Source organism: Herbaspirillum sp. FG34, from assembly GCF_057809315.1.
Genome location: NZ_JBMDJS010000003.1, coordinates 441,406 through 459,628, shown reverse-complemented (window position 1 = coordinate 459,628; position 18,223 = coordinate 441,406). Strand labels below are relative to the sequence as shown.

Genomic DNA, 18,223 nt, shown 5'->3' with positions numbered 1-18,223 from the left:
TCAGCATACTCGCTGCACAGCAGAGCAGCCGCACCGTGACCGAGGACAAGTTCCGACAGCAAGGGGTGACGGTGGCGGTGACCAGTCCGGTGTTGTCGGCGGTGCAGACGATGCAGCAGATGGCGGAGGCGGCGGGCAAGACCAAGGACCGGCGCACGCAAGCCCTGGCCGCGGCGACGGCAGGACTGGCGGCATCCAATGCTGCGGATGCCGTGATCGCAGGCCAGGGCAAGACCATCAATGACAAGCCCAATCAGATTGCGACGGGCCCGACGGATCCCGCGACCGGGAAGACCCCAACCCGCGATGCCAATGCCGCCGACAAGGCCGGCGGCATCAACCTGGCTTTCAGCCTGGGCGCAAGCAGCAGCCAAGGCAGATCGGAGCAGACCAACAAGACGGTGCGCGGTTCAAGCGTGTCGGCAGGCGGAAGCGTCGCTATCACTGCCAACGGCGAAGGCGGCGACGGCGACGGCAACATCCTCGTCCAGGGCAGTGACATCAAGGCGGGAGTGGACGCTACGCTCAAGGCCGCCAATGAGGTCCGACTGATCGCAGCGCAGGAGACCTCGGAGCAACGCAGTCGCAACAGCGGCGCCTCGGGATCGGTCGGTTTCTCCATTGGCACGGACGGCTTGCTCTTCACGGCAAGCGCCTCCGGCAATCGTGGCAAGGGCGGTGGCGAAGAGGTCAAGCAGGTCAATTCTCACGTCGATGCAGGTAACAAGCTCAGTGTCGTCTCGGGCAGCGATACGACCATCAGTGGTGCAGTCCTGCGCGGCCGACAGGTGGAGCTCGACGTGGGCACCAGCGGCCAGGGCAACCTGAATATCGCCAGCCAGCAGGACACCAGCACTTACCAGAGCCGCCAGCAAAGCTTGGGCGGCAGTGTCTCGGTGGGTATGGGGAAGATGGGCGGCAGCGCCAGCTACAGCCAGTCGAAGGTCAACAGCGACTATGCCAGCGTCATCGAGCAGTCAGGCATCAAAGCAGGTGATGGTGGCTTCCAGGTCAATGTGCGCGGCAATACGGACCTGAAGGGTGGCGTGATTGCCAGCAGCGAACAGGCCGTTGCGGAGAACAAGAACCGCGTGACCACCAGGACCCTGACCCAGAGTGATATCGAGAATCGCGCGAGTTATGAAGCGCAGAGCGTCGGCATCAGTGGCGGCTACAGCACGGGCAAGGATGGCGGCTTGTCAGCGCTGCCACCGCTGGTCGTTGGTGCCAGTGAAAGTACATCAAGCACGACCCGCAGCGGAATCAGCGGCGGCGTCATCAAGATCACCGATGAGAAGCAACAGCAGGTGCTGACAGGCAAGACGGCAGAGCAGACGGTAGCCTCGGTGAATCGGGAGGTGAGCAGCAGCAAGGAGGGAAGCAATGCGCTCAAGCCGATCTTTGACAAGGAGGAGATCGAGAATCGGACGGCGATTGCGGCGGCCTTTACGCGGGAGTTGGGGAGCTTCCTGAACAATCGGGCGAAGGAAGCGGATGAGGCCAAGCGCAAGTTGGACGATGCGATCACGGAGGAGCGGAGCAAGCCGCTTGAACAACGTGACGAAGCGAGGCTGCGGGGCCTGACGGAGCAGTATCTCGATGCCGAAAAGTGGTCTTCGGGCGGTATGTATCGTCGGTATGCGACGGCCATTGCAGGTGCGGTGACAGGCAATCTGAGTGCTTCTTCATCGCAGTTCATCCAGGCGGCGGCAGTCAACTATCTGCAAGGGCTGGGCGCAGAACAGGTCAAGAGGATCGCTGACGACCTGCAGAGTGAGGCCGCTCGATCCGCCTTGCAGGGCATCCTGGGATGCGCCGGTGCCATGGCCAAGGAGGCAGCGTGCGGTGCAGGTGCGCTGGGAGCATCGGCCGGCACCGTCATCAATGCGCTGCTGCAGTCTGCGGACCGGCCGGGCAGTCAGGAGAAGGAGTCGCGCACGAATCTGGTGACCAGCATCGTGGCGGGGATTGCAACGGCTGCCGGAAGCACAGCGAATCCGACGGCCACGCTCGCAGCCCAGCTGGAGGCAGAAAACAATGCCTTGGGGGTGAGCTACTCCAAACAATTCCTGAACAAGATCAGGGCTTGCGACGCATCGCAGGGGGCGTGCTTTGCGGAGTTGAAGGAAGACGCTGCGAAGCAAAGAAAATTGTTTACGGAGCAGTTGGAGAAAGGGTGCAGCGGAGCAGCGGCGACTCCCTATGCCTGTGAAGCGGTGATGAGCTCGGGGCAGGCTGCGCTGAGTGATCTTGCTCATGCGCTGTACTTCGCGAAGACGGAGGATCAAAAAGCGCACGTCAAGGCGCTGATTGTCGAACAGACCCTGGATATGGACCGGCAATTTCCCAATCTGGCGGCGTTGGGGGAGAGGGCTGGCTTTCTGGATCAGCTGGCTTTGCAACTGCAGCAGATGTGGGCGGATGTTGGGCCTGCGGGTGTCGGACTGAGTGGTTCTGGGCAATCGGCAGTCGCCAATATCAAGAGGGCTCGTGGAAATGATAGCAGCAGCGGTCCCCACCAGACCGAAAGGAAGCTGCCGGAGCCATACTTCAAAGATACTAAGGAAGCAGCAGCGGCGGCAGCCGAGTTGGGATTCGCGCGAATAAAAGAAATGGTTAATGATCAGGCAGTATTTAAAAAGGGAAAGTACTACATCACAAGGGACGCGGATGGTCACATCGGAGGAGCTTGGAAAATGGCAACATCAGTTGAGAACCTGAAACGGAAGCAGACGCGTCTAGGAACGTATGATGTCAAGTTAAACAAAATCGGAGATTGAAATGGATAGAGACTATGTGAATTTGTACAGGAATCTTCCCGGAAACCCAGACTGGGAGGGAAGCTTTTACGAAAGACTCGTTGAATATGGAATATGGGATGAGGCGGAATTTTGGAAGCTTCATTCTGACCTTATTCGTGTTGCTCAGATGAATGAAAGTCAAGTCATCGAGAGAGATATCGCCACTGCCGTTATGCGGATATATATAAAAATCTCCTCGCTCATTTCGGCTCACTTCCGTCCAAACGATATATTTTCTATTGAAGATTTGAGCGAGATTCAAATTTCGGGATACAAAGAAAGACTAGATCTAGCTGTCATCGGAGCCTTTTCCGGTGAGATATTGGACGAAAGGCGATTTGATCTTAGAAACCCATTTCTCTGAGGGGGCGGTTCAAACATGAAAGTGCCGCAATGCGGGCGGCAGCATTTTCGTCTAGGGGCGAACATCAGAGCGCCGTAAGGTACGACCCCCGGTGGCAATCTACTTGGAGTAAATGGAGTAGTCCCCGTCGGCGGATAACTTGGTTAGGCGGATTTATCCAGCGTCGCCAGTGCGAGAAAGTGATGTTCGTCCAAAGCAGTACGGCTTCGCGTGCGGATGACTGAACTTACGGAAGAAAGGACTGCGCCAGAAGTGTTTTCAGCTTCGTACTGAATCAAGACTTCGATCAACGACAAGCCCAACCAAATCGCTACCGGCCCTGCCGACGCGCAAGGCAAGATTTCCAGTCGTGATGCCAATGCGGCCGACCATTTAGATGGCCGTCACAAAGATCATCTTGAAGTATTCGATAAGCACGGAAAATTTAAATCTGTTCTTAATTTGGACGGAACCTTTAATCACGATAAGTCGAAAGCTGCTGAGAGGCAGAGGAGAAGAATTCAATGATAGATGTACGAAAGTTGAATGTGATCCGAGAAGTATTCCTGGAATTAGCTGACATCAGGAAGCCGCTCCAAACAAATATGCTTGACAAAGATGATGGAGCTGACGGCGTCACATCATGTCTTATCCATGATTTTTACTTAGTAGAAAACCTGCAAAAAGAGCTTGCGAATCTTATCTTCTACTTCGAAGTGCATCGTAGTGCTCAAAAAGAAAATGATCGTGCGGCAGCTCTCTTTGCGATTGTCCGCGCAGGCGATCTTGCCCTAAAGCTTTCAGCCTTCTTTGAGGGCATAGAGGATGCCATTCGCAACGTGATGAATTGGGACCCGAGTTTTTCCTGGCCATCTGTGCCGGAGGAATATCGGATTCCTGACCATTTTTTTCTGATCGCCGCCGATAAACTGAGCTGCATGGCGGAATTTTGGATTGCAGGAAATCGTAACGTTCTGATGGTCTGGGAGAGCGCTGAAGGGGAAATCGAAGTGATGGAAAATGATAGTGTTGATGTCATCCGAAAGACCTTTATCGAACTGGCCGAAAGTATCGGGGTATCGAGAGAGGCAATGGATAATGAGATGGATGAGGCGGGCAGGTTCGAATGGTGTATTGACTATAGTTATTCCCTAGGCGAGCAGCTGGAAAAAGATCTGGATGAGCTGCTTCGTTTCTTTGAGATTCTCCGACTTGCGCTGCAGAAGAGCGATCATTCAGCGGCTTTTGTAGCGCTGCTTTATTGTCGGATCTATTCCCAGAACGCTGCTGGCTTCTTTATCAATATTAAGGATGAGGTTGATAACGTTGCTGTTTTAAATAAGAAATTTTCTTGGCCTTCTGTACCAGACGACTACAAACTTCCCGAACATTTTGGGATGGCACCTCACGCGTGATAAGTAGGGTTTGATCAATCCAGGTTCCCAACTTTGATAGAGTGTCTGCGGCTATTGTTCAATGCTGAACTGCTCGCACATTGAACACTGCATTGGATCTGGATGGCACTGTTAATTTTAATAAGCGAGATTTGGCTCGTGCTCAAGGAAGAAAATTGAAATGAAAAACCTAGATGGATTAGATTTGATTCAATCAGCGTTTCTGGAGTTGACGTCCAGTATCGGTTTAACTATCGATGAAATGAATGAGGAGATAAAAGATGACGGTCAATTTAAATGGTCTATCGATTATGAAACGTCACTTGATGAGCAACATGATTACGACTTATCTAAGCTTTTGTCGTATTTTGAGATTCATCGGATAGCGCGGAAATCGAATGACCATCTGACGGCTTATGTGGCCCTTCTTGAAGCCAGGTTCTTTGCACAGAATTTAAAAAATCTATACAGAAGCATTGAAGACGAAATCGACAAGGTGATGTATCGAGATCCTAGATTCACGTGGCCAGATATCCCCGAAGGCTATAAGTTTCCTGAAGACTATCTTGAGCGCAAGTAATAGCAAATATCGTTGCCGAAAAGCCAGAAGAGGACCGATGACTAAAATGAGCCAATGTAATTACCCAGCCCAATCTGCTCACCCCAAGCAGCTAAAGCAAATGCCTCAGCTAGGGTCTTCATCCCCAACGCTCCGCAAGCGGCGGTGGTTACAGAAGCCGATCCCGCCCCCAATGTCTCGCCCTCAATAACCCTCACCCCACCCGCTTAGCCGCCAACGCATTCCCCACCCTGCTCACCGACTTGCGTCCCAGCTGCTGCGAGATGAACTGCCCCGCCTCGGCCACCGCATCCAGGTCAATCCCGGTCTCGATCGCGAGCCCGTTCATCATGTACAGCACATCCTCGGTCGCCACATTGCCGGTCGCGCCCTTGGCATACGGACAGCCCCCCAGCCCCGCCACCGACGCGTGATAGATGCTGATCCCCGTCTGCAGACTGGCATAGATATTGGCCAGCGCCTGCCCATAAGTATCGTGGAAGTGACCCGACAAACCTTCGATATGGAATTCACGAATCGCCGTCTCCATCACCGGCCGCACCTTGCCCGGCGTGGCCACGCCGATGGTGTCGGCAATATCGATCTCGTCACAGCCCAGTTCGCGGAAACGCCGCACCACGTCGGCCACCGCCTCCAGCGGGACTTCCCCCTGGTACGGACAACCGAACGCACAACTCACCGCCGCACGCAGGCGCTTGCGGTGGTCCTTGGCGGCTTTGGCCACTTCGGCAAAACGTTCGATGGATTCGGCAATGGAGCAATTGATGTTCTTCTGCGAGAACGCCTCCGAGGCTGCCCCGAAAATCACCACCTCATCCACCCCCGCTTCCAGCGCCGCCTCGAAGCCCTTCATGTTGGGCACCAGCGCGGAATACACCACGCCCGACCTGCGCGTGATGCCGTGCATGACCTCGCTGGAGGTCGCCATCTGCGGCACCCACTTGGGCGAGACGAAAGAAGCCGCCTCCACATTCGGAAAACCCGCCGCCGAAAGCCGGTTCACCAGCTCGATCTTGACCTCGGCGGAAATGGTTTCCTTCTCGTTCTGCAAACCGTCGCGCGGTCCGACTTCAACGATCTTCACTTTCTTGGGCAGGCTCATCATGCGGGTCTCCGTTGGGGTTGTTGTGATGCGTGGCTGGCTGTCAACGCATTCAGTTTGCTACTGGCGCGGCATCAAGCCGCACATCGGCCACCGTGCCGCCGGTCATCTTCTCCAGCTGCGCGGCCGTGAGGTTGAAGACGGCATGCGGATGGCCGGCCGCCGCCCAGACACTGTCAAAGTTGAACAGGTCACGGTCGATCAGCATCACCGGCTTGACCACGTGGCCGATGGGGCAGACGCCTCCGATGGCATAACCGGTGGTGTCCCGCACGAACTTGGCATCGGCCTTGCCCAGCGGGCCGGTCAGGGCCGTGACCTTGGCTTCGTCCACCCGGTTGGCACCGCTGGCAATGACCAGCACCGGCGCACCGTCAGCCACGCGCCGGAAGATGATGGACTTGGCAATCTCGGCCACGCGGCAACCCACGGCCGCAGCGGCTTCGGCCGAGGTCCGGCCGGTCGAGGGCAGCATCGTGACCGGTTTGTCATGGCCCATCGCGGCCAGCAGGTCGGCAACGCGTTGGGCGGAAGAGGGCAGGGCGGCGGTATCGTTCATGGTGGTTTAAAGTGGGCACAAGGCCCGCAGCAGGACAAGCCGGAAATGATAACAGCACCCCCACCCCCTCTGCCGCGCAGGCCCGTATTCAGCGATCCAGCAGGAAGACCCCATCGCTGGCCGCCGCCCCCGCCTTCTGCAGTTGCGCCACGCACCAGTCGGCCAGGGCGGCATCGTCCATCTGCAGGAAGCGCGCATTGGTGATGCGCAACAAGGGGATCTCTCGCATCATCGTCGGCAAGTCCGCCAGTGCAATCCGGCCACGTTCCAGCAACAGAAACTTCACCAGGACCTTGACGCCATTGTGCGCATTGCGCAGCGGATCGGCCTGCAGATAATCCAGGCGCGAGAAGGCCTTCTCCAGCGCATCGTCCACCTCGGTGAAGGGCGCACCATGGCCGGGAATCACGGTGCGCACATCGAGGCTGCGGATCAGCTCCAGCGTGGCGCGCGCCTCCTCGAAACCGGATTCGCCATCGAGCTCCGGAAAGATGATCCCGAAGCCATTGCGCCACAAGGCATCGGCCGAGATCAGCACACCCTCCTGCGCGCAATACAGCAGCAGCGCATGCGGATCATGGCCCGGTGCAGCCAGGGCAGTCCAGTCGAGATCACCCAGGCGCAGCACATCGCCGCTGCGGATGAGCTGGTCATGCGCAAAGCGCGGGCAGCGTTGGCCGGTGGCGCGGTAGCTCAGGGCATCTTCGTCCCAGCGGCGCACCTTGTCATCTTCGGCGGCGGGGATGGCGATGCGGCAGTCATACGCCGCCTGCAGCGCGGCATTGCCGCCGCAGTGGTCCGAATGCAGATGGGTATTGAGCAGCACATCGAGTCGCTTACGCCCGCGCTGGTGCAGCACGTGGCGCACCAGCGTCTGCGTCTGTTCGGCATGCGTGACGTAGCCGCTGTCGATCATGACGACTTCATCGCGGCCGAACAGCAGCACGTTGTTGGACGACAGCCAGCCCCGCTCCAGCACGTGCAGCGAGGGTGGCAGGCGCAGTGCGGACGTGTTCACGGTGCGTTGCTCACGCGGCCTTGAAGTCCAGCAGCTGCGCACCTTCGGCCACCTGATCGCCGACGGCATAGCGCAGCGCTTCCACGGTGCCGGCCGAGGGCGCGGCGATGGTGTGCTCCATCTTCATGGCTTCCATGATGAGCAGCGGCGTGCCTTGCGCCACGCTCGCGCCCTGCTCCACCAGCAGCGCGACGATCTTGCCGGGCATGGGCGCGGTCAGGCGTCCGCCCTCGGCCTCGGCGTGGCCGGCGTGGGCCATCGGGTCGAGGTAGCGCAGGCTGTGCTGGCTGCGGCCATCGAAGAGGTGCAGCCATTGGCCCTCGCGCGCGACGTGGGCGCGCAGGGTGCGGCCATCCAGGTTGATGAGCAGGCTCTCCGTGTCACTCTCATGCAGCGCGAGGGTATGCGTGCTGCCATCGACCTGCAACTGCCAGTGCTGGCCGTCTCCTGCATAGTCAATCTTCACGCTGCTGTGGCCCGATTCATCCTCGAAGGACAGCGTGCGGCACAGCGGCATATTGAGACGCCAGCCGCTGGTCTGCGCCCACGGATCGTTGTTGGCCTGACCGCGCTTTTCCTGTTGCAGCAGCGCGGCGCTGGCCAGCGCCAGCGTCTCGGTCGTGGGCCGGGCCGGGGTCGGGAAGAGGGTCTCGCGGTGACGTTCGATCAGGCCGGTATCGAGATCGGCTGTCGCAAATGCCTGGCCTGCTATCAACCGCTGCAGAAAGCCGATGTTGGTCGCCAGCCCGACCACCTGGTATTGCGCCAGCGCCCGTGCCATGTTGCGCAGGGCCGCGTCGCGATCCTCGCCCCAGACAATGAGCTTGGCGATCATCGGATCATAGAAGGGCGAGATGGCATCGCCTTCGCGTACGCCCGCATCGATGCGCACGGCTGCGGGTTGCGTGGCGCCGGGCGCGGCCAGCGTGAATTCCACGGCGGGCGCGCTGCGCATGCGGGTGAGGGTACCGATGGAGGGCAGGAAGCCCTTCTCGGGATTCTCGGCATAGATGCGCGCCTCGATGGCGTGACCATGGAGGCGCAACTGCTCCTGCTTCAGTGGCAGGGTTTCGCCGGAGGCTACGCGCAATTGCCACTCCACCAGATCGAGTCCGGTAATCATTTCCGTGACGGGGTGCTCGACCTGCAGGCGGGTGTTCATCTCCATGAAATAGAAACTGCCATCCTGGTTGGCGATGAATTCCACCGTGCCTGCACCGACGTAGCCGACCGCACGGGCGGCAGCGACGGCAGCCTCGCCCATGGCCGCGCGACGATCAGGGTGCATGCCGGGCGCGGGCGCTTCTTCCAGCACCTTCTGATGGCGGCGCTGCACCGAGCAGTCGCGCTCGAAGAGATAGACGCAATGGCCATGGCCATCGGCAAAGACCTGGATCTCGATATGGCGCGGACGGGTCAGGTATTTCTCCACCAGCACGCGGTCATCGCCGAAACTGGAAATCGCTTCGCGCTTGCAGGAGGCCAGTGCCGCTTCAAAATCTTCACTGCGTTCGACCACGCGCATGCCCTTGCCACCGCCACCGGCACTGGCCTTGAGCAGCACCGGGTAACCGATGCGGTCAGCTTCGGCGCGCAGGAAATCGCTCTCCTGGCGTTCACCGTGGTAGCCCGGCACCAGGGGGACGGCAGCCTTCTCCATCAGGGCCTTGGCGGCGGATTTGGAGCCCATGGCATCGATGGCCGAGGCCGGCGGGCCGATGAAGACCAGGCCGGCATCGGCGCAAGCCTGGGCGAACCCGGCGTTCTCCGACAGGAAGCCGTAGCCGGGGTGGATCGCCTGCGCGCCCGTGGCGAGGGCGGCGGCGATGATCTTGTCGGCACAGAGATAGCTTTCCTTGGCCGGTGCCGGGCCGATATGCACGCTCTCATCGCAGGCGGCCACATGCTTGGCGTGCGCGTCGGCATCGGAATACACGGCCACGGTGGCAATGCCCATGCGGCGGGCGGTGGCGGCCACGCGGCAAGCGATTTCGCCACGATTGGCGATCAGGATCTTGGTGAACATGGTCTCTCCTCGGTGGCGCGCGTCAGATGCGGAAGACACCGAACCGGGTCTCTTCGATGGGGGCGTTCAGGGCGGCGGACAATCCCAACGCCAATACCTGGCGGGTATCGGCGGGATCGATCACGCCGTCGTCCCACAGCCGGGCCGAGGCGTAATACGGATGGCCCTGGGTTTCATATTGGGCGCGGATGGGCTCCTTGAAGGCGGCTTCCTCTTCTGCGCTCCAGCTGCCGCCGCGCGTTTCGATGCCGTCGCGCTTGACGGTGGCCAGCACGCTGGCGGCCTGCTCGCCGCCCATCACCGAGATGCGCGCATTGGGCCACATCCACAGGAAGCGCGGCGAGAAGGCGCGGCCGCACATGCCATAGTTGCCCGCACCGAAACTGCCGCCGATGATGACGGTGAGCTTGGGCACCTTGGCGGTGGAGACGGCCGTGACCATTTTTGCACCATGGCGTGCAATGCCCTCGTTCTCGGCCTTCTTGCCGACCATGAAGCCGGTGATGTTCTGCAGGAAGATCAGCGGGATCTTGCGCTGGCAGCACAGTTCGATGAAGTGCGTGCCCTTCTCGGCGGCTTCTGAAAACAGGATGCCGTTGTTGGCGATGATGCCCACCGGCATGCCGTGCAGGTGCGCGAAGCCGCACACCAGCGTGGTACCGTAGCGCGCCTTGAATTCATCGAACTCGCTGCCATCGACGATGCGGGCGATGACCTCGCGCACGTCGAAGGGCTTGCGCGTATCGGTGGGGATCACGCCATACAGTTCCTGCGCCGGATACTTCGGTTCCACGCTCTCGCGTACGGCCAGCTGCTGGGGTTTGCGGCGGTTCAGGTGGCTGACGATGTTGCGCGCGATGGCCAGGGCATGGGTGTCATCCTGTGCCAGATGATCGGCCACGCCCGAGAGGCGCGTGTGGACGTCGCCGCCGCCCAGCTCTTCAGCCGTCACCACCTCACCGGTGGCCGCTTTGACCAGCGGCGGCCCGGCCAGGAAGATGGTGGCCTGCTCCTTGACGATGATGGATTCATCGCTCATGGCCGGTACATACGCGCCGCCTGCGGTGCAGGAGCCCATCACCACGGCGATCTGCGGGATGCCCCTGGCCGAGAGGTTGGCCTGGTTGTAGAAGATGCGACCGAAGTGGTCGCGGTCGGGGAAGACCTCATCCTGATTGGGCAGGTTGGCCCCGCCGCTGTCGACCAGATAGATGCAGGGCAGGTGATTGAATTCGGCGATCTCTTGCGCGCGCAGGTGCTTCTTGGCCGTCATCGGGTAATAGGTGCCGCCCTTGACGGTGGCATCATTGCAGACGATCACGCATTCCTGCCCGGCCACGCGGCCGATGCCGGTGATGATGCCGGCCGAGGGCGCGGCGTCCTTGAGGTTGCCGTCGCGGTCCTTCTCGCGGTACATGCCGTAGGCGGCCAGTTGCGAGAATTCCAGGAAGGGCGTGCCGGGGTCCAGCAACATCTGCACGCGCTCGCGCGGCAGCAGCTTGCCGCGTGCCACGTGCTTGTCACGCGCGGCTTGGCCGCCACCTTCGGCAATGGCGGCCACCTTCTGCCGCAGATCGTCGACGATGCGCTGCATGGCATCGCGGTTGTGCTGGAATTCCTCGCTGCGCGGGTTGAGCTTGCTTTCAATCTGCGGCATGGTTTTTCGTCTCTCTGTTCAGTTTCTTGTTGTGCTCTCGGGCGCTCAGGCGCACGGCAGGCGGGGCATGGTGCAGAAAACGTCACCCGTCCGGAAAGCGCCCATCCACGTAGTACCAGCGCGCCTGCCCGCTCTCATCGGGCTGGCGCACGAAGTTGCTGATCTCGTGCAGGCGGTGCGCCTTGCCGCCGACCTTGAAGCGCGCCACGAATTCGACGGTGGCCTCATCGCTGCCGCTGGCGTGCTGGTGTTTCTTGATGTCCAGGCCGATCCACTTGACGTCGGTTTCGCTGGTCAGTTCTTCTTCCGGCAGCGTGTCCGGGAACCAGGTCGCGCGCAGGTAGGCTTCATCGCGCAGGGCGAAGGCGCTGTAGCGCGAGCGCATCAGCAGCTCGGCCGTGGCCGGTACCTGGCCGCCGGTGATGAAGCGGCCACAGCATGTCTCGAAGCCGGGCTGGCCGCAGGGGCAGGGGCCGGACTTGTCCTTCTTGGTGCTCATCAGATCTTTCCGTTCTTGAGGAAGGCTTCCAGCTGGGTGAAGCGGTCGAAGCCCCAGAATTGTTCGCCATCGACGATCATGAAGGGCGAGCCGAAGACGCCGGCGCGGCCAGCGGCGTCGGTGCTCGCGCGTAGTTGCTCCTTCAGTTCCGGCGAGCCCAGCGCCGCTTCCAGCGCGGCGCGGTCGATGCCATTGTCGGCGGCGATGCGCAGCACGTTTTCGGGCACGCTGATGTCGATGTCTTCGGTGAAGTAGGCGCTGTACAAGGTCTTGATCAGGTCCACCGCCTTGGCCGGCTGGGTCTGCTGCACCCACAGCGTGGCGCGCGCAGCGACCTGCGTGCCGATGGGGAACTGGCTCGGGGCCTTGTAGAAGATGTTGTGGAAGCGCGCAGTACGCTCCATGTCGTGGCGCGAGTAGTCGCCCTTGACCGGGATGTTGACCAGCGAATTGGTCCCCAGCGCCTTGAAGATGGGGCCCAGCAGGATGGGATGCCAGTTGACGCCGCGACCGTATTTCGCGGCCAGCTTGTCGATCTCGACAGCAGCGAAGTAGCCATAGGGCGAGCTGAAGTCGAAGTAGAAATCGATGGGTGTACTCATGATGTCCGTCGTGTCTGAAGTTTGAAAAGAGGCGAGGGCGCTTACAGCGTATCGGCGAACAGTTCGCGGCCGATCAGCATGCGGCGGATCTCGCTGGTGCCGGCACCGATCTCGTAGAGCTTGGCATCGCGCCACAGGCGGCCCACGGGATACTCGTTGATGTAGCCATTGCCGCCCAGCGACTGGATCGCTTCTCCGGCCATCCAGGTGGCCTTCTCGGCCGAATACAGGATGGCACCGGCAGCATCCTTGCGCAGGGCGCGCACCTTGTCGGCGCTGTCGGCGCGATCACAGGCCTGGCCCACCGCATAGACGTAGGCCTTGCAGGCCATCATGGTGGAATACATGTCGGCCAGCTTGCCCTGCATCAGCTGGAATTCGCCGATGGCCTGGCCGAACTGCTTGCGGTCATGCACGTAGGGGACCACCACATCCATGCAGGCCTGCATGATGCCCAGCGGCCCGCCCGAGAGCACGCTGCGCTCGAAGTCCAGGCCCGACATCAGGACGTTGACGCCACGGCCAATGCCGCCCAGGATGTTTTCCTCGGGCACCTCGCAATCCTGGAACACCAGTTCGCCAGTGTGGGAGCCGCGCATGCCGAGCTTGTCCAGTTTCTGCGCGACGGAAAATCCTTTGTATCCTTTTTCCACCAGGAAGGCGGTCATGCCGCGCGCGCCGGCCTCCACATCGGTCTTGGCATAGACCACCAGCACGTCCGCATCGGGGCCATTGGTGATCCACATCTTGCTGCCGTTGAGCACGTAGCGGTCGCCCTTCTTGTCGGCACGCAGTTTCATGCTCACCACGTCGGAGCCGGCATTGGGTTCGGACATGGCCAGTGCACCGATGAAGTCGCCCGAGATCAGTTTGGGCAGGTACTTGCGCTTTTGCTCTTCGTTGCCGTTGCGCTTGATCTGGTTCACGCACAGGTTGGAATGCGCCCCGTAGGACAGCCCCACCGAGGCTGAGGCGCGCGAGATTTCTTCCATGGCGATGATGTGGGCCAGATAGCCCAGCCCGGCACCGCCATATTCCTCGCCCACGGTGATGCCCAGCACGCCCAGCTCGCCCAGCTTCTTCCACAGGTCCATGGGGAACTGGTCGCTGCGGTCGATCTCGGCTGCGCGCGGGGCAATCTCGGTGTGCGCGAAGGCGGCGACCGCTTCACGCAGGGCGGCGATGTCCTCGCCGTGGTCGAAGGTGAGGCCGGGCAGGTGGATCATGGGTGTCTCCTCGTTGGGTAGTGGGAAATTATTGTTCTGATCATGGGATGCTGTTGCTTGACGTTGACGTCAATGGTGATGGCGTGAGGGCCTCTGTTTTCCGTATAGGTCAGGCGGCCACCGCCTTGCGTCTGGTTTTCGGTTTGGCCTCGACCAGCAGTTGCCGGCATTCTTCTTCGTGCGCGGCGATTTCGGAAAGGGTCAGTTCCAGGTCTTCGCGTTGCTGTTCCAGTTTCTCGCGATGCTGCTGCAACAGGCCCAGGAAGCGCTGCAATTGTGGCTGCGTATCCTTGGGCGACTCGTACATGTCGATCAGGTCCTTGATCTCGGCGAGCGTAAAGCCCAGACGCTTGCCGCGCAGCGTGAGCTTCAGGCGCGTACGTTCGCGCGCCGGATAGACCCGATGCCGCCCGCCCACGCCCTCGCGCTTGGGATTGAGGATGCCGTGGTCTTCGTAGAACCGGATCGCACGGGGCGTGATCGCGAATTCTTCGGCCAGTTCGGTGATGGTGTAGGTAGGCATGGGACGAATCGATGGGTTGGTCTGGCACTTTACGTTAACGTAAAGTATATTGTGCCCTGTCGTCCAGCAAAAAATGCAGGGCTGGCGCGACAGCGCATGACTTCCCTTCTCGATGATCGCCAGGCTTACTGATGAATGCTCTTGAATCCCAGCTCGACTACGCCTTCGGCGACACCTTGCCCGACACCGGCCACACCATGGAGGTGGCGCCGGGTGTGCGCTGGCTGCGCATGGGCCTGCCCTTTGCCCTGAATCACATCAATCTCTGGTTGCTGGAGGACGAGGTAGAAACGCCGCAGGGCCGCCAGCGTGGCTGGACCGTGATCGATTGCGGCATCGCCACCGACGACACTCGCGCGGCCTGGGAGCGCATCTTCGCCGAGGAGCTCGACGGACTGCCCATCCTGCGCGTGCTGGTCACGCATTGCCATCCGGATCATGTGGGCCTGGCCGACTGGCTGTGCCGACGCTGGCAGGCGCCGCTGTGGATGAGCACCGGCGATTACGCCTTTGCGCGCGTGATGTCGGCGGCCTTGCCGGGGGCCGAGGGCACGGCGGCCACACCGCATTTCCGGCGCCACGGGCTGGCCGACCCCGAGACGATAGCCACACTGCAGGGGCGCAATTCCTATTACCAGGATCTGGTGCCGGCGGTGCCGCATGCGTATCACCGCATGCAGGACGGTCACGCAGTGCGCATCGGTGGAAGGGATTGGGACATCATCACCGGTTTCGGGCATTCACCGGAGCACGTGTCGCTGTACTGCGCAGCGCTCAATGTGCTGATTTCGGGGGATATGGTGTTGCCGCGCATCTCCACCAATGTCTCGGTGTTTGCCATCGAGCCGGAGAGCAATCCCGTGCAGCAGTATCTGGATTCCCTGAAGAAGTATGGCCACCTGCCGGCTGAGGTGCTGGTGCTGCCTTCGCATGGCAAGCCCTTCCGTGGCCTGCATACGCGTATCGCGCAGTTGAACGATCATCACCGCGAGCGTCTGGCCGAAGTGTTGCACGCCTGCGCCACGCCGCAGACGGGCGTGGATATCCTGCCGGTGATGTTCAAGCGGCCGCTGGATACGCACCAGCTCTCCTTTGCGCTGGGCGAGGCGGTGGCCCACTTGCACAAGCTCTGGGTTGACGGTGCGGTCAGGCGGATGCTGGGAGAGGATGGGGTGTATCGCTTCGTGGCGGTGTAAGTCTTTCTGCATCAATCGATGGCATTGATGCAGATGACGCATCAATGAAAAACGCCGGCGGGGATGACCCGGCCGGCGTTATTTTTCATCTCGGATGGGGCAGGCGCTTCAGCCCGCCTTCTTCTTCATCTCGCGCTCTTCCTTCTGCAGCTTGGTCTTGATGCGGTTGCGCTTCAACGGCGAGAGATATTCGACGAAGACCTTGCCCTTCAGGTGATCCATCTCGTGCTGGATGCACACGGCCAGCAGATCATCGGCATCGACCTCGAAGGCCTTGCCGTCGGCATCAAAGGCGCGCACCTTCACGCGGGCCGGACGCTCCACGCCATCGTAGATGCCGGGCACCGACAGGCAGCCCTCGTCGTAGACGCGCTTCTCTTCACTGGCCCAGAGGATCTCGGGATTGATGAAGACCTGCAGGTTCTTGCCCTCGTCGGAGACGTCGATGACCACCACCTGCTCATGCACGTCCACCTGGGACGCGGCCAGGCCCACGCCGGGCGCGGCATACATGGTCTCGGCCATGTCAGCCACCAGTTTCTTGATGCGCTCGTCGAAGACGGTTACGGGGGCGGCGATCTTGTGCAGGCGCGGATCGGGGTAACGGAGGATGTTCAGCAGGGCCATACGTGGGTTCTCGGTAAGCTTGGGATTCGGTCTCGGGGGACCTGGTTCAGGCCGGATCTCGTCATTTTGCGAGCGTCCAGGGAATTCATTTCGGGATTTATCGTGTAAATGTGGCCGGAGCGCGACGCTTCAAGCGCGGCGGCAGCACAATTGCCCTCTTTGGCTGGCGTGTGCTGCATGGCCCGGCGGCCAAGGGTTTCCCGATCAATTGGAAAAGTGTATCACAGCCAGCCCCCGGCTCGCCCGGAGAGCCGCGCTGCGCGGCCTTGAGCGGGCATCTGATGCGCAAAACTTCATTTCCTGTCATGCAAGAGCATTTCCATCAAGAGTCTGCCGATCTGGCGTCCTGGCTGCGCCTGGCGATGACCGACGGTGTCGGTCCGGTGCTGGCGCGCCGGCTGTTGTCGGTGTTCGGTTTGCCGGGCAATCTCTGGCAGGCTGATGCGCAGGCCATTCGCGAGGTGGTGCCGGCGCCGGTGGCGGCCAGCTTGTTGCGGGCACCCACGGCGCAGCAATGTGAACGCATCGCGGCCACGCTGGCGTGGGTGCAGGTGCCGGGGCAGTCCATCGTCACGCTGGCCGATGCAGCCTATCCGCCGGGCCTGTTGCAGATTGCCGATCCGCCCTTGCTGCTGTATCTGCGCGGCAATCCGGCGTTGCTGGCGCGTACGGCCCTGGCCGTGGTCGGCAGCCGCAATGCCACGACCCAGGGCGTGCTGCATGCGGCGCGTTTTTCCGAGGAACTGAGCCGGGCCGGCATCACCATCGTCTCCGGGCTGGCCTTGGGCATCGATGCGGCGGCCCATGCGGGTGGGCTCAGCGGGACCGGTTCGACGGTGGCGGTGATCGGCACCGGCATCGATCTGGATTATCCCCAGCGTAACCGGGCGCTGGCACAACGCATTGCCGAGGGCGGCTGCATCGTCAGTGAATATGCGCTGGCTACGCCGCCGCTGGCGGCCAACTTTCCACGCCGCAACCGGATCATCTCGGGCTTGTCGCGCGCCGTGCTGGTGGTGGAGGCGGCAGCCCAGTCGGGCTCGCTCATCACCGCGCGCATGGCGGCCGAGCAGGGGCGAGATGTGTTTGCCATTCCCGGCTCCATTCATGCCCCGCTGTCCAAGGGCTGTCATCAGCTCATCCGCCAGGGCGCCAAGCTGGTGGAGACCACGCAAGACATCCTCGATGAATTGCCCGCATGGTCCGTGTTGTCTTCGCAGCAAGCTGTCGTGCAGGAAACTTCACCTGCCGCCGTGGAAGATGTCGATCCGGCAAGCCGACGTGTACTGCAGAGCCTGGGTCATGATCCTGTGGATGCCGATACCCTCGCCCAGCGCTGCGGCCTTGATGCAGCGGCCCTGGCAGGGAGTTTGCTAACGCTGGAACTGCAGGGTTGGGTGGAGTTGCTGCCGGGTGCACGTTATCGTCGACTCGTGTGAAGAAATTATCCCCGCAGCGCCGCAAATCCTGCCATACTGGACTTGGCTGACTTGTACATTCATAACCTTCGCGATAGAGTACGAACATGTTTGATGTCCTCGTTTACCTGTACGAAACCTACTATCGCCCTGATGCCTGCCCCGAACCCGAGGCGCTCGTCAAGAAGTTGTCCGCGATTGGTTTCGAAGAAGATGAAATCTCCCAGGCACTCGGATGGCTGACGGATCTTGAAGTCGCCAATCATGAGTTCGCCGACAACTATCCCCGACAGACCGCCTTCTCCTTCGGTACGCGCATCTATGCGACCCAGGAAAGCGATGTTCTGGGCGTGGAAGCCATCGGTTTCATCCAGTTCCTCGAATCGGCCAAGATGCTGGACCCGATCCAGCGCGAGATCGTCATCGAGCGCGCCCTGGCCGCCGGTGAAGCGCCGGTCGGCCTGGAAAAGCTCAAGGTCATCGTCCTGATGGTGCTGTGGAGCCAGGGCAAGGAACCGGACGGTCTGATGTTCGAGGAGCTGTTCCTCGACGAGGACGACACCGAACCTCGCCTGCTGCACTGAAAGCACCGGCCTGGCACGAGCGACAGGGCTGGGAGGGAGCCTTGCTGACATCGTGCTGACGCCGCATC

17 protein-coding genes are annotated in these 18,223 nt (G+C 60.9%); 7 read left to right on the top strand and 10 right to left on the bottom strand.

Features of this window, described 5'->3' with window-relative positions; translation table 11 throughout:
* Nucleotides 1-35: 35 nt before the first annotated feature.
* The 4 genes from ACODSZ_RS06190 (at nucleotide 36) to ACODSZ_RS06175 (ending at nucleotide 5,118) form a co-directional block, all read left to right on the top strand.
* Nucleotides 36-2,780, top strand: coding sequence for a hemagglutinin repeat-containing protein (locus ACODSZ_RS06190; protein ID WP_488927259.1), 2,745 nt, complete (start codon nucleotides 36-38; stop codon nucleotides 2,778-2,780).
* Between the two features lies 1 nt (nucleotide 2,781).
* On the top strand, nucleotides 2,782-3,165 hold the full coding sequence (locus tag ACODSZ_RS06185; RefSeq protein ID WP_488927258.1) for a hypothetical protein: 384 nt from the start codon (nucleotides 2,782-2,784) through the stop codon (nucleotides 3,163-3,165).
* 503 nt (nucleotides 3,166-3,668) lie between these two features.
* Nucleotides 3,669-4,559: a DUF6853 family protein gene (locus ACODSZ_RS06180; protein WP_488927257.1), complete on the top strand. Its 891-nt coding sequence runs from the start codon at nucleotides 3,669-3,671 to the stop codon at nucleotides 4,557-4,559.
* Nucleotides 4,560-4,719: 160 nt separating this feature from the next.
* Complete coding sequence (locus ACODSZ_RS06175) at nucleotides 4,720-5,118, top strand: DUF6853 family protein (RefSeq protein ID WP_488927256.1); 399 nt, start codon at nucleotides 4,720-4,722, stop codon at nucleotides 5,116-5,118.
* 193 nt (nucleotides 5,119-5,311) lie between these two features.
* Here ACODSZ_RS06175 and ACODSZ_RS06170 read toward each other — a convergent pair whose 3' ends face one another.
* The 9 genes from ACODSZ_RS06170 to ACODSZ_RS06130 form a co-directional block, all read right to left on the bottom strand.
* Nucleotides 5,312-6,220, bottom strand: coding sequence for a hydroxymethylglutaryl-CoA lyase (locus tag ACODSZ_RS06170; protein WP_488927264.1), 909 nt, complete (start codon nucleotides 6,218-6,220; stop codon nucleotides 5,312-5,314).
* A gap of 52 nt (nucleotides 6,221-6,272) precedes the next feature.
* On the bottom strand, nucleotides 6,273-6,779 hold the full coding sequence (locus ACODSZ_RS06165; protein ID WP_488927255.1) for a YbaK/EbsC family protein: 507 nt from the start codon (nucleotides 6,777-6,779) through the stop codon (nucleotides 6,273-6,275).
* Between the two features lie 88 nt (nucleotides 6,780-6,867).
* Nucleotides 6,868-7,797, bottom strand: a complete 930-nt coding sequence (locus ACODSZ_RS06160) for an MBL fold metallo-hydrolase (protein ID WP_488927254.1) — start codon at nucleotides 7,795-7,797, stop codon at nucleotides 6,868-6,870.
* Between the two features lie 10 nt (nucleotides 7,798-7,807).
* Complete coding sequence (locus ACODSZ_RS06155; RefSeq protein ID WP_488927253.1) at nucleotides 7,808-9,823, bottom strand: acetyl/propionyl/methylcrotonyl-CoA carboxylase subunit alpha; 2,016 nt, start codon at nucleotides 9,821-9,823, stop codon at nucleotides 7,808-7,810.
* Between the two features lie 22 nt (nucleotides 9,824-9,845).
* On the bottom strand, nucleotides 9,846-11,480 hold the full coding sequence (locus tag ACODSZ_RS06150; RefSeq protein ID WP_488927252.1) for a carboxyl transferase domain-containing protein: 1,635 nt from the start codon (nucleotides 11,478-11,480) through the stop codon (nucleotides 9,846-9,848).
* Nucleotides 11,481-11,562: 82 nt separating this feature from the next.
* Nucleotides 11,563-11,979 carry a YchJ family protein gene (locus ACODSZ_RS06145; protein WP_175343797.1) on the bottom strand — a complete coding sequence of 139 codons (417 nt, stop codon included), beginning with the start codon at nucleotides 11,977-11,979 and terminating at the stop codon, nucleotides 11,563-11,565.
* Nucleotides 11,979-12,581, bottom strand: a complete 603-nt coding sequence (locus ACODSZ_RS06140) for a 2-hydroxychromene-2-carboxylate isomerase (protein WP_175343796.1) — start codon at nucleotides 12,579-12,581, stop codon at nucleotides 11,979-11,981. Before ACODSZ_RS06140 ends, ACODSZ_RS06145 begins: the two co-directional genes overlap by 1 nt.
* A gap of 41 nt (nucleotides 12,582-12,622) precedes the next feature.
* The gene (locus ACODSZ_RS06135) at nucleotides 12,623-13,807 is read right to left on the bottom strand and encodes an isovaleryl-CoA dehydrogenase (RefSeq protein ID WP_175343795.1); all 1,185 of its coding nucleotides are present in this window, start codon (nucleotides 13,805-13,807) and stop codon (nucleotides 12,623-12,625) included.
* Nucleotides 13,808-13,916: 109 nt separating this feature from the next.
* A complete protein-coding gene (locus ACODSZ_RS06130; RefSeq protein ID WP_175343794.1) occupies nucleotides 13,917-14,330 on the bottom strand; it encodes a MerR family transcriptional regulator in 414 nt (137 codons plus the stop codon).
* A 131-nt stretch (nucleotides 14,331-14,461) separates the two neighbouring features.
* Here ACODSZ_RS06130 and ACODSZ_RS06125 point away from each other — a divergent pair, with 131 nt between their 5' ends.
* The gene (locus tag ACODSZ_RS06125) at nucleotides 14,462-15,526 is read left to right on the top strand and encodes an MBL fold metallo-hydrolase (protein WP_175343793.1); all 1,065 of its coding nucleotides are present in this window, start codon (nucleotides 14,462-14,464) and stop codon (nucleotides 15,524-15,526) included.
* 108 nt (nucleotides 15,527-15,634) lie between these two features.
* On the opposite strand, the gene def is transcribed toward ACODSZ_RS06125, so the two are convergent.
* On the bottom strand, nucleotides 15,635-16,153 hold the full coding sequence (def, locus tag ACODSZ_RS06120) for a peptide deformylase (RefSeq protein WP_008333604.1): 519 nt from the start codon (nucleotides 16,151-16,153) through the stop codon (nucleotides 15,635-15,637).
* A gap of 305 nt (nucleotides 16,154-16,458) precedes the next feature.
* Here def and dprA point away from each other — a divergent pair, with 305 nt between their 5' ends.
* Nucleotides 16,459-17,592: a DNA-processing protein DprA gene (gene dprA / locus ACODSZ_RS06115; RefSeq protein WP_488927251.1), complete on the top strand. Its 1,134-nt coding sequence runs from the start codon at nucleotides 16,459-16,461 to the stop codon at nucleotides 17,590-17,592.
* Between the two features lie 86 nt (nucleotides 17,593-17,678).
* Nucleotides 17,679-18,155: a Smg family protein gene (locus tag ACODSZ_RS06110; protein WP_008333600.1), complete on the top strand. Its 477-nt coding sequence runs from the start codon at nucleotides 17,679-17,681 to the stop codon at nucleotides 18,153-18,155.
* Nucleotides 18,156-18,223 lie beyond the last annotated feature (68 nt).